Below are 14731 nucleotides of genomic sequence, written 5' to 3'. Positions count from 1 at the left end.
CTGCGATGACCGGCAGTGGAGGGCGGGACGATCCGCGTGGTGCCCGCGTGGGTCTCGCCGACGTGCGGCGACTGGAAGACGCCGTCGCCGAGTTGAGGGCTCGTGACTACCGCCGTGGCGGCGGGTCCTGCAGAGAAGACATCGAAGCGCAGTTGCCGGGTGCCGTCGACCTGCTGAGCGGCACGATGCGGGAGGCCGTCATGGTCCGGCTCTGCACCGCCGTCGCCGACATGTACAACCTCGCCGGCTGGACGAACTTCGACGAAGACCACCCCGAGGCCGCGCTGGAGGCGTTCGCGCGGGCGCTGGAACTGGCCGTCGAAGGCGGCAGCAACGGCCTGCAGGCCAACATCCACTACCGCACCGGGCGGCTGCACCTGCACTACGGCGCGGTCGACGCGGCACTCGCGGAGTTCGCCCAGGGACAGGAGTCGGCGCTGCTGGCGCACTCCAAGCTGGCCCAGGCGATCCTCTCGGCGAACCAGGCGTGGGCGTGCGCGATGAAGGCCGATGTCCCGGCCGCCCTGGCGCACCTGCGCCGGGCTCGTGCCGAGTTCGCCGCCGCCGAAGGAGTCGAACCGGAACCGTGGGCGGCCTTCTTCGGGGTCACGGACCTGGCGGCGATGATCGGCACGGTGCACGCCGAACTGGCACAGGTGGTCGACGTCCGGCACGGCCGCGCCGGGATCCCGGCGCTCACCGACGCGATCGCGGGGTACGGGCCGGACATGGCCCGCAGCCGCTCCCTGACCGTGATCTGGCTGGCCACGGTGCACGCGCTGAACGGCGATCTCGACGTCGCCGCCGAAGCGGGGAGGGAGGCGATCGAGCTGGCCGGTTCGCTGCGGTCACCGAGGACGCGGCAACGGCTGCGGACGTTGTCGGCCGCGGCCCACCGGTTCCCTGGCGACTCGCGCGCCCGTGAAATCATCGAACGCGTCGGGCATTCCGGACAATAATCGGTATCTCATGGCATGGTAAACCTTTCGGAAAATGAAAATGGGATCCGTCCGAACGCCAGACAAAAGTAGGTTCCTTGGCGTGATCATGGCTTCTTATGCTTCTCGGCAACCTGCGGCGAGCATTCCGCGCAGGCCCGGTCCCCACCGCCGAGAGGAAATTCCCCATGCGCTTGCGCAAGCTCGTCGCGGCCGCTGTGCCGCTGCCTGCGTTGCTCGGCCTCGCCGTGGCCGTCCCGGCCGCCGCCGCGCCGGAACCCCTGGTCACGCTGGCTGACAACGCCGCGCCGCTGGTCAACAGCGACCGCACCGGCGACGTCGCGGCCGACCGGCCGATCACCGCCGCGCTTTCGCTGAAACTGCACAACCAGCAGGCTTTGGAAAAGTTCCTCGCCGACGTGCAGAATCCCGCTTCGCCGCAATATCACCACTTCCTGACCCCGGCGCAGTTCAATGCCCGGTTCGGTCCGACTCAAGCCGACGTCGACAAGGTCGTCTCATTCCTCGGGAAATCGGGCGCCACCGGGATCGAGGTTTCCGGAAACCGGCAGGCCATCACGTTCACCGGCTCGGCGGCGCAGCTCGAATCGGCGTTCCGCACCCGGATCGGGACCTACCACGACCGGGTTTCCGGGCGTGACTTCTTCGCCAACGACGCCGCGCCCGCCGTGCCCGCGGGTCTCTCGGACGTCGTGGGCAACGTCGTCGGCCTCGACGACCACGCCGTGCGGACGCACTCGTCGAAGCCGCTCGCCAAGCCCAACGTCGTCAAGTCCGCGACGCCGGCGGTGCTCAAAACCGCTTACGGCACCAGCAGCCTTTCGGCGACCGGCAGTGGCGTCAACGTCGGCTTCGTCGAGTTCGACGGGTACCAGAAGTCGAACATCACCAAGTACGACAGCACCTACGGGCTCTCGGCGGGCTCGGTGACGACGGTGCCGGTCAGCGGCGCGAACTACGACTCGTCGCCGGGTGACGGCCAGGTCGAGGTCGAGCTCGACATCGAGGTCGTGCACGCGGTGGCCGCCGCGGCGAACGACTACGTCTACGAGGCGCCGAACTCGAGCGCCGGCGAACTGGCGATGTACCAGAAGATCGCGTCGGACGCGACGGTCGACGTGGTCTCGATCTCTTGGGGCGCTTGCGAAGCCGCCGAGGGTTCGAGCGCGGCGAAGAGCGTCAGCAGCGCGGTCGCGACCGGCACCGCGGAGGGGATCTCGTACTTCGCCGCCGCGGGCGACGACGGCACGACCGACTGCTACCGCCAGACGGGTTCGACGGCGAAGGGTGTCGACTTCCCGGCGTCGAGCCCGAACGTGACGGGCGTCGGCGGCACGAAGCTGAACGTGACGTCGTCCAACGGCTACAGCAGCGAGTCGACCTGGAACGACGGCAACAGCGGCGGCTCGACCGGCGGTGGCATTTCGACGGTCTTCACGGCGCCTTCGTGGCAGTCCTCGCAGAGCACGACGTACCGCAAGGTGCCGGACGTCGCGGCGGACGCTTCGCCGACGTCGGGCTACTACATCTACTCGGCGGGCAGCTGGGAAACGGTCGGCGGCACGTCGGGCGCGACCCCGCTGTGGGCCGGGTTCGCGGCCCTGCAGAACCAGGTTCACGGCGGCGCGCTGGGCAACCTGAACCCGAAGTTCTACTCGATCGGCAACGGGTCCTCGTACACGACGGGCTTCCACGACGTGACGACCGGCAACAACACCCTCCACGGCACGACCGGCTTCAGCGCCGGGACCGGGTACGACCAGGTGACGGGCTGGGGTTCGTTCAAGGCGAGCGGGCTGTCGGGCCTGATCGGCTGAGTACGTGAAAACGGGCCGGGGCCGTCGCGATTCCGCGAACGGCCCCGGCTTTCGTTTCTGCGGCCGCTTGCGGGCTTTACTTCGCAAAACTAAGCGTTAGCCTGTCCGCATGATCAAGCGCACGGTGCTGGACGCCACCCGGGAACTGCTCCGCGAACTCGGCCTCACCACGGTGTTCGGCAACCCCGGCACGACCGAGGTGCCGTTCCTCACCGACTGGCCCGACGACTTCGACTACGTCCTGGGCCTGCAGGAGTCCGTCGTCGTCGCGATGGCCGACGCCTACGCGCAGGCCACGCGGGAGGCCGTGCTCGTCAACCTGCACTCCGCCGGCGGGGTCGGGCACAGCCTCGGCAGCCTCTTCACCGCTTACCGCAACCGGTCGCCGCTGATCATCGTCGCCGGGCAGCAGGTCCGGTCGCTGCTGCCGCACGAGCCCTTCCTCGGTGCCATGGATGCCGCCGAGTTCCCGAAGCCGTACGTCAAGTGGTCGATCGAGCCCGCGTCCGCCGAGGACGTTCCGGCCGCGCTGGCGCGGGCCTACCACATCGCGACGCAGGCGCCGTCCGGTCCGGTTTTCGTGTCCGTCCCCGCCGACGACTGGACCGCCCCCACCGAACGGCCCGTCGTCTCGCGGCCCCGCGTCCGCGGCTTCGCACCGGATCCCGAGGCCATCGACGAGCTCAACGCCGCGCTCGAAGCCGCCGAACGGCCGGCGATCGTCGTCGGGGGAGCCGTCGACCAGGACAGCGCCGTCCCGGAAACCGTCGCGCTCGCCGAACGCCTCAACGCCGGCGTCTGGGCCGCGCCGATGTCCTACCGCTGCTCGTTCCCCGAGAATCACCCGCTGTTCCAAGGGTTCCTGGAGCCCGAACGCGGCGCCGTCGCCGACGCGCTCGCCGCGCACGACCTCGTTCTCGTGCTCGGCGCGCCCGCCTTCACCTACCACGTCGACCGCGGGCGCGGGGACGCTCCGCTGCCGCCGCTGTTCATCCTCAGCGACGACGAACAGATCCTCGCCCGCGCCTTCGAAGGCACCGGCATCCGCGCCACGCCGAAGCTGGGCATCCGCGCGCTGCTCAACGTCGTCGAGCGGAGCACGCGGCCCGCGCCGGCGCCGCGGCCGCGGCCCGCCAAGCCCAGCGGTGCGACGCTCACCGGCGAGTTCCTCTACGCCACGCTCGCGGACCTGTTGCCGGACAACGCCTTGGTCGTCGAGGAGGCGCCGAGCCACCGCGGGATGCTGCACGAGCACCTGCCGATCACCTCGACCGGTTCCGGGTTCCTGACGATGGCCAGCGGCACGCTCGGCTACGGCATCCCGGGCGCGGTCGGCGCGGCGCTCGCCCGGCCGGACCGCAAGGTCGTCGCCGTCGTCGGCGACGGCTCGAGCATGTACGGCATCCAGGGTCTCTGGACGGCGGCGCGCGAGCAGCTGCCGGTGACGTTCGTGATCTTCGACAACTCGGAATACGCGGCCGTCCGTCTCCTCGGCGACACCCTCGGCGGCGCGAAGCTGCCGGGCACCGAGCTGGGCGGCATCGACTTCGCGGCGCTGGCGGGCAGCATGGGCTGCCAGGGGGTGACGATCACCGAGCCGTCCGGCCTGGCGGCCGGCCTCGCCGCCGCGCTCGCCGACCCGCGCCCGACGCTGGTGCACGTCCGGGTCGCGCCGACCCACGCGCTTTCGTACTGAAAGAACCGGCTCAGCCGTGCCGGGCCGGCCGGTAGGTCAGCACCTGCGTGTGGCCGTCGAAGGTCCGGGCTTCGAGCAGCTCGAGGTCGAAGTCGGCCACGCTGTCGAAGACCCGGTCCACGCCGGTCTTTCCGGTGAGCACCGGGAAGACCGTGAGCTCGATGGTGTCGACCAGGCCCGCGTTCAGCAGCGCCCGGTTGAGCGTCAGGCTTCCGTGGGAGCGCAGCGGCACGTCGGATTCGGCCTTGAGGCGCGTGACGACCTCGACGGGATCGCCGGGCTCGATGGTCGTTCCCGGCCAGTCGAGCGGCTCGGTCAGCCGGTTGGAGAGCACCGTGACCGGGGATTCGAACATCCGCGTGATCCACCCGTCGAACAGGCCGCGGTCGAAGCCCGGGCTCAGGAAGGGCGCGTTCGAGGAGTAGGTCTTGGCCCCGAGCACCATGCGCAGCGGGTCGCGGTAGGCGGCGGCGCGGTGGGCGAGGAACTCGGGCCCTGCTTGCCCCAGTAGCCGCCCCAGTCACCGCTGTGGTTGGCGAAGCCGTCGAGCGACGAGAAGATGTCGAAGGTGTACGTGGCGGTCATCGGAACTCCTCGCGGGTGGCGGGCCGCGCGTTGTGCGGCCTCACCCCTGCTACGAACACCACCGTCCCGATCCGACACCCGCCCGGGATTTCTTTCGGAATTTCCCGGGTCAGCTCCGGGTCTTGCTCTCCGTCACGTCCGTGACCTGCTCTGCCAGCTCCCATTCCGCGGCGTCGGACGCGGCCTCGGCCGCCTCGGCGGGGCTGCCGCCGTGCAGCAGACGGGCGACTTCGCCGCGCAGCGTCACGAACTCCGCCGACTCGCGCGTGGTGATCTGGTCGCGCTCGGCGGGCAGGCCGACGGGCAGGTCCGCCACGATCGACGCCGGCGACTTCGACAGCACCAGCACCCGGTCGGACAGGTAGACGCTCTCGTCGATGTCGTGCGTGACGACCAGGATCGTGCTGCCCTGCTCACGCTGCACGCGCCGGGTCAGGTCCTCCAGCTCGAACCGCGTCTGGGCGTCGACCGACGCGAACGGCTCGTCCATCAGCAGCAGCGCCGGGCGGCTGGCCAGCGCGCGGGCGATCGACACCCGCTGCTGCATGCCGCCCGAAAGCTGCCACGGGTACTTCCCGCCGACGCCGGAAAGCCCGACCTGCTCCAGTGCCTCGGCCGCCCGCTTCCGCCGTTCCGCCTTCGAAATCGACCGCCACCGCAACGGGAATTCGACGTTCTTCTGCACCGAAAGCCACGGGAACAGCGAGCGGCTGTAGTCCTGGAACACGACGGCGAGGTCGTCCGGCACGGCCGTGACGCGGTCGCCGTGCAGGCTCACCGTGCCCTCGGTCGGCGGGGTCAGCCCGGCGACGCAGCGCAGCAGCGTCGACTTCCCGCAGCCCGACGGCCCGACGATGCTGGCCAGCTGCCCGGCCTCGACGGTGAACGACAGGTCGTTCACGGCGGTGTGGGCCTTTTCGCCGCTGCCGTAGGTGTGGCTGAGGCCGGAAACTTCGAGCATGGTCGACATGGGGAGAGGCCTTTCGCGGGCGTCAGTCGCGGCCGAGGCGGGCCGGCTGCCAGGCCAGGACCCGCCGCTCCGCGGCCAGGAAGATCGTGTTGAAGACGTAGCCGAGGATGCCCAGCAGCACCAGCCACGCCCACATGGTCGGGAACTCGAAGTCCTGCTGGGCGTTCAGCAGCGACCGGCCGATGCCGTTGTACGCGCCGACCAGTTCGGAGACGACCATCAGCAGCAGGGAGATCGAAAGGCTCACCCGCAGCCCGGCGAAGATCTTCGGCGCCGCCGCGGGCAGGACGACCATGCCGAGCCAGTACGCCTTGGGCGTGCGGAACGACCGCGCCGTCTCCACCTTCACCCGGTCGACCGAGCGGACGCCGTCGACCGCGTTGAGCAGCACCGGCCACACCGCGCCGAAGATGATCGACCCGACCTGCATGCCCGAGCTCAGCCCGAACAGCACGGCGAACACCGGGATCAGGGTCGGCGGCGGGATCGAGCGGAAGAACGCGAACAGCGGGCCGACGTAGTCCATGGCCGTCGCGGACCGGCCGAGCAGCACGCCGAGCACGATGCCGACGACCGCGGCCAGCGCCCAGCCGCCGAGCATCCGGCCGAGGCTGGGGAACACGTTGTCGAACACGGCGTCGGTGAGGAACAGGTGCGACGCGGGCCCGGTGAACCAGAGCTTGGCCGCGGTGGTCGCGATCTCGGTCGGCGGCGGGAAGTACGGGCTGCCGGCGGCCCGGGCGGCGAACTCCCACCCGACCACCAGGAGCGCGAAGAGCAGCCAGTTGCGCAGGACCGCGGCGGCACCGCGCGCGGCGCGCCTGCCCACCCGGCCCGAAAGGGTCGCCGCCGTCACGCGATCGCCTCCCGGTCCACCGTGCTCCACCGGAACAGCCGCTTGCCCAGCTGTTCGAGCCCCTCGTTGATCAGGTAGCCCAGTGTCCCGGCGACCACCGTGCCGGCCAGGACCAGGTCGAACCGGACCGAACCGGTGCTGGCGACGATGATGAAGCTGCCGAGACCGAGCTGGGAACCGGCCAGGAACTCGACGCTGACGACGGCGATCAGCGCGATGGTCGCCGACAGCCGGACGCCGGTGAAGACGAACGGCGCGGTCTGCGGCAGCGCGACCGACGACAGGATGCGGAACCGGCTGGTCCCGCACGCACGGGCCGTCTCCATCAGGACCGGGTCGATCTCGCTCATGCCGTAGATCGTGTTGAACATGATCGGCCACAGCGAGGCGTAGACGGCCAGGGTGATCTTCGCTTCGGGGCCGGAGCCGATCACCAGCATCACCAGGGGAACCAGCGCGGTGACCGGGATCGGCCGGAGGAACTCCACGATCGCGGCGGTGGCCGAGCGCAGCACCGGGACGCTGCCGAGCAGGAGCCCGGCGGGGACGCCGATCGCGATCGCGACGGCGATGGAGATCAGCCAGGCCAGCATGGTCGCGACGATGTCCCGGACGAACTCGGGGTCGCCCAGCAGGTGCCCGACGGTGACCAGGACGACACTCGGCGGCGGGGTGAACGTCTTACTGACCAGGCCGACCTGGACGACTCCCTCCCAGAGCAGAAGGAAGCCCGCCAGGCCGGCCAGACCGCGGAGCAGTTTGGGCACTTTAGTTGGTCACCTGAGGGGCGATCATCGGCGCGGCGTCGACCTTGCTGGTGATGACACCCATCTGCAGCAGCAGGTCCGGGACGCGCTGGAGGCGCCGGGCGTCCAGGACGGAGCCGTAGCCGGGCAGGGTGAGCAGCTTGGCCGTGTCTTCGTCGATCTTCGCGTACTTGACCAGCAGCGGTTCGACCTTCGAGCGGTCGTTGATCGCGTCGCTGGTGGCCTTCTTCATCGCCCGCTGGAAGGCCGCGAGGGTCTTCGGGTTCGCCTGCACCCACTTCGTCGTCGAGCCGTAACCGGTCAGCGGGAAGTCCTGGCTGGCGCCGGTGTTGATGTCGATGACCGGCGTCGCGCCGACGGTCTTCGCCGCCTGCGTGAGCATCGGCTCCGGCATGTAGGCCGCGTCCACCTGGTTGTCCTTCAGCGCCGCCGCCATGTTCGGCAGCGGGATCAAGGTCCACTTGACTCCGCTGAAGTCGACGTTGTGGTCCTTCATGACGGACTTGGTGAGGATGTCGGACGCGGTGTTCATGGCCGTGATCGCGATCCGCTTGTCCTTCAGGTCGGCGACCGTCTTCACCGGCGAGGTCGGCACCGTGACGATCGCGTTGCTCTTCGCGTTGACCGACGTGCCGTCGGCGACGAGCTGGATGTCCGCGGTGCCCTTGCTCTTGGCGACGAAGAACGGCGTGTACGTCGAGAGCGCGATGTCCGCCTCACCGGAGATCGCCTTCTGCATCGACTCCTGGCCGCTCTTGGCGATGATCTGCTCGACCTCCAGGCCCTCGGCCTTGAAGTAGCCGCCGTCCTGGGCCAGCCAGAAGGGACCGAGGTCCGTGGTCGGCATGATCGAGACCTTGATCTTCGACTTCTCCAGGCCGCCCCCGTTCGACGAGGCGTTCGAGCTGTCCGAGCCGAGCGCGCTGCAGCCGCTGACGGCTGTGACGGCGGCGACGGTGAGGGCGAGCCCGAGCGCGGCGCGGCGAGTGCGAACCCGGCCACTGCTCATGGCGTTTCCAAGCAAGGCCTGCTCCTTGAAGAAAGTGACGGTTGACGAACCGATTCCGACGGAAGTGCGTGACTCATTCGCGAGAGGCACGCGGGCCACTGTAGAGAACGTGACAGCTTGCTCACAATGGGTGGAATCAGTACCGGAGAGGGTGGCGCATGTCACTCTTTCGGCCTCTGGTCTAGACCCACTGCTCCACTCGCCGTAGCGGTTCACCCAGCGTAGGGTCCACATTCCGAATCCGAGACGACCAGCTGTGTGCCGGCTGAGCGAACGCTGTGCAACATTCAGCGCGTCCTGTCGGGAGGGTTACATCTTCCCCGGCCGTTCGCTACCCTCTGCACCTGCGGGGAGGTATCAACCTCCGATGTAGTGAGAGAGAGTGCCTGGATGGCCGATCAAGTCGATCCCCGGTTTACCAGGGCACGCTGTGCTTTTCCTGAGAGAATCTTCCCCGCAGTGGCCACTGCCTGGCCGGGCTCAGCCGCCGCGCCGGTGGCCTAGGCCGAACAACAGACCGATGCGAGACCAGCGCAGGGACCCGACCGTGATGCTCGAGCTGAACCGATTCCGTCCGGTGGGACGGGGTTCAGAAATACCCGTCGAAGACGATCTTTTCACCCGTACGGGTAGCGTCTTGCGCTGGACTCCCTCCGATCGGCCGGGGTGCCGGACCGCCGGGAGCGTGCAGACGAGTGGCTGAGGAGAACGCGATGCGCCCTGGCGGGCGCTGGACCGATCAGGGTTTCACGAGCGCGAACGATGATGGTGGTGCGGCGGTGCCGAACGAAGACGCCGCGGGGGTAGGAGGGGCCCCCGCGCAGTCGCCCGGAGCGGATCCGGGACGGAAGACCGGGCTGTTCTCCGGCATGCGCGACTGGCGGCTGCGCACGAAGCTGGCCGCGGTCCTGATCATCCCGACGCTGACCGCGGCGGTGCTGGGTGCCTTGCGCGTCGTCGACGACGCGCAGCAGGCCGCCGAGTTCCAGCGCACCGCCGACCAGGTCGCGTTCGCGGTCAAGGTCACCACGGTGGTGCACGAGCTGCAGAACGAGCGCTCGCTGGCCGTCGCGCGGATCTCGTCCAACAACCCCCTGCTGCAGACCGGGCTCGACTCGCAGATCGCCAAGGTCGACCGCGAAGTCGGCGACCTGCGCGGCGCGGCGGGCACCCTCGACTACGACGACCAGGCGACCAAGGACCGCTACACCCGTGGTCTCCAGCGCCTCGACGCCCTGCGCCCGCTGCGCGCGGCGTTCAACGCCCAGAACAGCCTGCCCGACATCACGGTGCTGACCGCCTACTCGGGCATCCTCGACTCGCTCATCGAGCTCGGCCGCGAGGTCACCACCGCGGTCACCGACCGCGACGTGCTGCGCCTCGGCAACAGCACCCAGGCGATCAGCGAGGCCAAGGAGTTCACCACCCGCTCCGACACCGAGCTGCAGATCGCCGCCTACCGCGGCAACTTCCCCGGCGACCTGCTGGACCAGACGCGCGCGTCGGCCTCCAGCGCGGACGCCTCCGTCGCGGCCTTCCTCGCGAACGCCGACGACGACCAGCGCCAGCTCTACAACGACACCTACTCCGGCCCGGAGGTCGACGACCGCCGCCGGATCCAGACCGCGGCGTTCGCCAACGCCCAGCTGGGCGTGGCGCCGGTCATCGACACCACCGCGCTCGGCAAGGACAGCACGGTGTCGGCCGACAAGCTGCACGCGGTCGAGTCGAACCTGCTCGCCCAGCTCAAGACCCGCGCCGACGACCTCGCCACGGCGGCGGTCAACTCGGCCTGGGTCGGCGGTGCGGTCGTGCTCGCCGCGCTGGCCGCCGCGATCGCGCTGATGCTCGTCGTCGCCCGCCTGATGCTGCGCCCGCTGCGGGTGCTGCGGAAGAGCGCGCTGGACGTCGCCTACACGCGGCTGCCGGAAACCGTGCAGGCGATCCTGGACGACCCGGACCCGGTCGGCGCCTCGAAGAAGGCCGTCCAGCCGGTGCCCGTCACCTCCCGCGACGAGATCGGCGAGGTCGCGCGGTCGTTCGACATCGTCCACGAACAGGCCGTCAAGATGGCCGCCGAGCAGGCCCTCCTGCGCGAGAACGTCAACGGCATCTTCGTGAACCTCTCCCGGCGGTCGCAGCGGCTGGTGGAACGCCAGCTCGGCGTCATCGACCGCCTCGAGGCCGACGAGCAGGACCCGGACCACTTGGCCAGCCTGTTCGAGCTCGACCACCTCGCGACGCGGCTGCGGCGCAACGGTGAGTCCCTGCTGGTGCTCTCCGGCGCCGGCCTGGCCAAGTCCGTGCCCAAGCCGGTGCCCGCCGCCGACGTCATCGGCGCCGCGGTGTCCGAGATCGAGCAGTACGCCCGGATCGAGGTCGGCATCGTGCCCGACGTCGCCGTCCAGGGCCTCGCGATCCACGACCTCGTGCACGTCCTCGCGGAGCTGCTCGACAACGCGACCTACTTCTCCGAGCCGGAGACGAAGGTCATCGTCCGCGCGGTGGTGACCCGCCGGAAGGCGCTGGCCATCCAGGTCACCGACCACGGTGTCGGCATGACCGAGGACCGGCTGGCCGAGGTCAACGCGCGCCTGGCCGACCCGCCGGACCTGGACGTGTCGGTGACCCGGCGAATGGGTCTGTACGTGGTCTCGCGGCTGGCCAAGCGCCACGGCATCGAGGTCCGGCTGCGCGAGAACGAGGACATCGAGGGTGGCGTCATCGCCCGCGTCGTCGTCCCCGCCGAGCTGCTGACCCAGCTCCGCCCGGGCATGCAGCGGCAGACGCCGCCGCCGGCGAACCGCTCCGAGACGTCGATGTCGATGCCGAGCATCCCGCCGATCCCGGCCGCGCGCTCGGACTTCGACCAGACGCAGACGTTCGCGCAGACCCCGCCGCCGCCTTCGGTGCCGACCCCGGCGCCGCCTCCGCCTCCGCCGTCGCACGAGCCGGTGGCGAACCAGGGCGGGCTGGTCCCGCTCGACCAGCCGATCAGCCTGGACGACCTGGTCAGCGGCGGCCGCGCGGCGGGCCCGTTCCTGTCGCCGGAGCTGCCGAAGCCGGAGACGCCCGCCTGGCCGACCGCCGAGGACCTGGCGCCGCTGACGCCGTCGCAGAACGGCGAGGGTGCCAGCTCGCGGGCGAACGACACGCAGTTCGCGCCGCTGGTGCTGCCGAAGCGCGAGCCGAAGTTCGTCCCGCCCGAGGAACCGCCCCCGGCGCCGCCACCCGCTCCGGAGGTCGGCTCGGCGGCCCTCGAGGACGATGTACCCACCCGGCGGTTGCCCATCTACCAGTCGGTGCTGTCACGCTGGTTCAGTGAGGGTGACGACTCGGCTGCCGACCCGGTGCCGCCGCAGAGCGCGGGTGAAGACCCGAACCTGCCGCCGCTCACCGGCTCCGACGAGCTCGACGCGCCCGCCGCGTCCGCGTCTTCGCAGGACGAGCTGCGGCCGACCGCGGCGACCCGGCACCCGCTCCTGCCCGCCGACGACGGCTGGCACAGCGCGTCCGACGACGGCTGGCAGGCGGCGCAGTCGCTGCTGGAGTCCAAGAACGAGGAGATCACCCCGGCCGGGCTGCCCAAGCGCATCCCGAACGCCTACCTGGTGCCGGGATCGATCAGCAGCCCGAGCTCCACACCCGAGGCACCGGCGCAGAACAACTTCGCGGACGCCAGTGCGGGCATGCCCGGAACGGGTGCGATCACCCGCTCCGCGTCCGCGGCGCGGAGCCGGATGGCAAGCTTCCAGCGTGGCTACACCTCGGGGCGGCACGCCTTGAAGGAGCTCCCGGCCGAGGAGAGGCTGGAAGGCAGCGGAGTTCCGGGACGTGGCAACACCACAGACAGCAGTGAGGAGTGAAAGTGACACGGGCGGGTGCAATGCAGCCGGGTGGCGCCGCGCAGCCGAACGGGCAGGCGCATGCCAAGGCGAACAATGCCGGCAGCTTCGCTTGGCTGATCACGGATTTCGTGCACCGGGTGCCCGGCGCGGCCCACGCGGTCGTGGTGTCGGCCGACGGCCTGCTCCTGGCGGCCTCGCGTGGCTTGCCGAAGGACCGGGCGGACCAGCTGGCCGCGGTGGCGTCGGGGCTGACCAGCCTCGCGCGCGGCGCGGCCAAGGTGTTCGAGGGCGGCACGGTGGCGCAGACCGTGGTCGAGATGGCCAACGGCTTCCTCTTCCTCATGTCGGTTTCCGACGGCTCCTGCCTGGCGGTCCTGGGATCGCCGGAGAGTGACATCGGCCTGGTCGTCTACGAGATGACCCTGCTGGTGGAGCGGGTCGGCCAGCAGCTGACCCCGGAGATGCGGGCGCAACTGCAGGGTGCGGCCGTCCGCCGCTGAGGACGTGGGAACCGAGGAGAGATCCGTGGACGACGGGCGCTTGAGGGGTGATGGGCGGCTCGGTGACGACTTCTCCGGCGGGTGGTCCGACCAACCGGACGACGGCCGGGAGGACTGGCAGTCGTTCCGGGAACGCGTCGACCGTGAGTGGCGGGCACGGCGGGTGCAGGCCTCCGACAGCGACCCCGTACGGGAACCACCGAACTGGCTGACCGACAGCAATGCCGGGCAGGAACCGCTCCGGCCGATCGACGCCGGGGGCGGCGAGTACCGCGACCGCCTGCTCGGCGGGCCGGGCTCGGAGCTGTTCGGCGGCGCGAGCGGGCCGCTGTACGACGCGCGCGACTTCGCCGCGTACAGCACCGAGCGCGACTTCTCGTCGGGTCCGGACTCCGGTGAGTTCGCGGCGGCCCTGCCGCAGCAGGCTCACCAGGAGTACGTGGACGCGCCGCCGCCCACCGAGATGGAGACGTCCGGGCTGGTCCGGCCGTACTTCCGGACCCGCGGGCGGACGAAGGCGACCCTCGACCTGGCCATCGAAGCGCTGATCTCGACCAGCGAACAGGGCCGGATGCTCGACCGGGTCCGGGTGCCCGAGCACCGGTCGATCTGCGACCTGTGCCTCGACACCAGGTCGGTGGCCGAGGTGGCGGCGCTGCTGCGCCTGCCGCTCGGCGTGGTGCGCGTGTTGATTGGTGACGTGGCGGGCCTCGGGCTGGTGCTGGTGCACTCCAGCAGCCCGACCGTGGGCGACCGCCCGAGTATCGAGTTCATGGAAAGGGTGCTCAGTGGGCTTCGGAGAATTTGACTCCGACGCGAACGCGCCGCAGGTGACGGGTCCGACCTCGTCGGCCAAGATCGTGGTCGCCGGCGGGTTCGGTTCGGGGAAGACAACGCTGGTCGGGGCGATCTCCGAGATCGACCCGCTGACCACCGAGGCCATGATGACCGAGGCCAGCGTCGGGCACGACGACACCTCGGCCACGCCCAACAAGACCACCACCACCGTGGCGATGGACTTCGGGCGCATCTCGCTGGACTCGGACCTGGTGCTGTACGTGTTCGGCACCCCGGGTCAGCACCGGTTCTGGTTCATGTGGGACGACCTCGCGGTCGGCGCCATCGGCGCGGTCGTGCTGGTGGACACGCGGCGGCTCGCCGACGCGTTCCCCTCGATCGACTTCTTCGAGAACCGGAAGCTGCCCTACGTCGTGGCCATCAACTGTTTCGACCGGCTGCTGCACCACCAGATCGAGGACGTCCGGCACGCGCTCACCATCGCGCCGTCGGTCCCGATCATGGCGTGCGACGCGCGTGAGCGCGAATCCGCCAAGCAGGTGCTGATCTCGGTCGTCCAGCACGCGATCGCGCACGATACGGCCCTGCGCGCGGGCTGAGGGTATGCCCGCCCGGACCGGATGCGGCCGTTGGAGTGAACTCCACGTGCTTCACCCACTTCGGGGAGTGCTGCCGCCGTCCGGAGGAGGAGGCCGCCGCGCCGGTTCGGTACCGTCGGAGGTGGCGCCTCCGGTCCGGACCACCGGCACCTCGGCTGACCTGCGCGGAAACCCCGCGGGTCAGCGGCGGTGCCGACGCCGGGGAGTGACCCCCGGACGGGGGGAGCGGCCTGGCCCGGCGCGGATCGGGCCGTGGTGCACACGTAGGGTGCGCAGCGGCCGTGCGGTGGCGGACTCGACACCACCGGCGGTGCGCATACGCTTTAC

The 14731-nt window shown here is 70.3% G+C and carries 11 protein-coding genes and 1 pseudogene; 7 read left to right on the top strand and 5 right to left on the bottom strand.

From position 1 onward, the window contains the following. Nucleotides 1–5 precede the first annotated feature (5 nt). The 3 genes from AB0G28_RS03170 (at nucleotide 6) to mdlC (ending at nucleotide 4472) form a co-directional block, all read left to right on the top strand. Nucleotides 6–959 (top strand): hypothetical protein, encoded by a 954-nt coding sequence (locus tag AB0G28_RS03170; protein ID WP_361082427.1) that lies wholly within the window; start codon nucleotides 6–8, stop codon nucleotides 957–959. Between the two features lie 167 nt (nucleotides 960–1126). Beyond that, nucleotides 1127–2776, top strand: coding sequence for a S53 family peptidase (locus tag AB0G28_RS03165; RefSeq protein WP_361082425.1), 1650 nt, complete (start codon nucleotides 1127–1129; stop codon nucleotides 2774–2776). 109 nt (nucleotides 2777–2885) lie between these two features. After that, a complete protein-coding gene (gene mdlC / locus AB0G28_RS03160) occupies nucleotides 2886–4472 on the top strand; it encodes a benzoylformate decarboxylase (RefSeq protein ID WP_361082424.1) in 1587 nt (528 codons plus the stop codon). A 10-nt stretch (nucleotides 4473–4482) separates the two neighbouring features. On the opposite strand, the pseudogene AB0G28_RS03155 reads toward mdlC, so the two are convergent. The 5 genes and pseudogenes from AB0G28_RS03155 to AB0G28_RS03135 all read right to left on the bottom strand — a co-directional run bounded on the left by AB0G28_RS03155 (nucleotide 4483) and on the right by AB0G28_RS03135 (nucleotide 8659). Next, nucleotides 4483–5057: pseudogene (locus AB0G28_RS03155) on the bottom strand (dihydrofolate reductase family protein). Nucleotides 5058–5166: 109 nt separating this feature from the next. Further along, a complete protein-coding gene (locus tag AB0G28_RS03150; protein ID WP_361082422.1) occupies nucleotides 5167–6027 on the bottom strand; it encodes an ABC transporter ATP-binding protein in 861 nt (286 codons plus the stop codon). Nucleotides 6028–6049: 22 nt separating this feature from the next. Beyond that, a complete protein-coding gene (locus AB0G28_RS03145; RefSeq protein ID WP_361082420.1) occupies nucleotides 6050–6883 on the bottom strand; it encodes an ABC transporter permease in 834 nt (277 codons plus the stop codon). Continuing rightward, entirely contained in the window at nucleotides 6880–7650 is a 771-nt protein-coding gene (locus AB0G28_RS03140) for an ABC transporter permease (protein WP_361082418.1), read from the bottom strand. The genes AB0G28_RS03145 and AB0G28_RS03140 overlap by 4 nt, the downstream gene beginning before the upstream one ends. A gap of 1 nt (nucleotide 7651) precedes the next feature. Further along, nucleotides 7652–8659 (bottom strand): ABC transporter substrate-binding protein, encoded by a 1008-nt coding sequence (locus AB0G28_RS03135; protein ID WP_361082416.1) that lies wholly within the window; start codon nucleotides 8657–8659, stop codon nucleotides 7652–7654. A gap of 713 nt (nucleotides 8660–9372) precedes the next feature. Here AB0G28_RS03135 and AB0G28_RS03130 point away from each other — a divergent pair. From AB0G28_RS03130 to AB0G28_RS03115, 4 genes are read left to right on the top strand one after another with little or no spacing between them, the layout of a single operon-like run. Continuing rightward, a complete protein-coding gene (locus AB0G28_RS03130) occupies nucleotides 9373–12525 on the top strand; it encodes a nitrate- and nitrite sensing domain-containing protein (RefSeq protein WP_361082414.1) in 3153 nt (1050 codons plus the stop codon). Between the two features lie 20 nt (nucleotides 12526–12545). Beyond that, nucleotides 12546–13007: a roadblock/LC7 domain-containing protein gene (locus tag AB0G28_RS03125; protein ID WP_091318528.1), complete on the top strand. Its 462-nt coding sequence runs from the start codon at nucleotides 12546–12548 to the stop codon at nucleotides 13005–13007. A gap of 25 nt (nucleotides 13008–13032) precedes the next feature. Continuing rightward, on the top strand, nucleotides 13033–13815 hold the full coding sequence (locus AB0G28_RS03120; RefSeq protein WP_361082412.1) for a DUF742 domain-containing protein: 783 nt from the start codon (nucleotides 13033–13035) through the stop codon (nucleotides 13813–13815). Then, nucleotides 13796–14404: an ATP/GTP-binding protein gene (locus tag AB0G28_RS03115; protein ID WP_003085371.1), complete on the top strand. Its 609-nt coding sequence runs from the start codon at nucleotides 13796–13798 to the stop codon at nucleotides 14402–14404. Before AB0G28_RS03120 ends, AB0G28_RS03115 begins: the two co-directional genes overlap by 20 nt. Nucleotides 14405–14731 lie beyond the last annotated feature (327 nt).

The organism is Amycolatopsis sp. NPDC021455 (assembly GCF_040640995.1).
In the GTDB taxonomy this organism is placed as follows: Bacteria; Actinomycetota; Actinomycetes; order Mycobacteriales; family Pseudonocardiaceae; genus Amycolatopsis.
The sequence above is the reverse complement of the archived record's forward strand: the minus strand, read 5'-3'. Positions and strand labels throughout refer to the sequence as shown.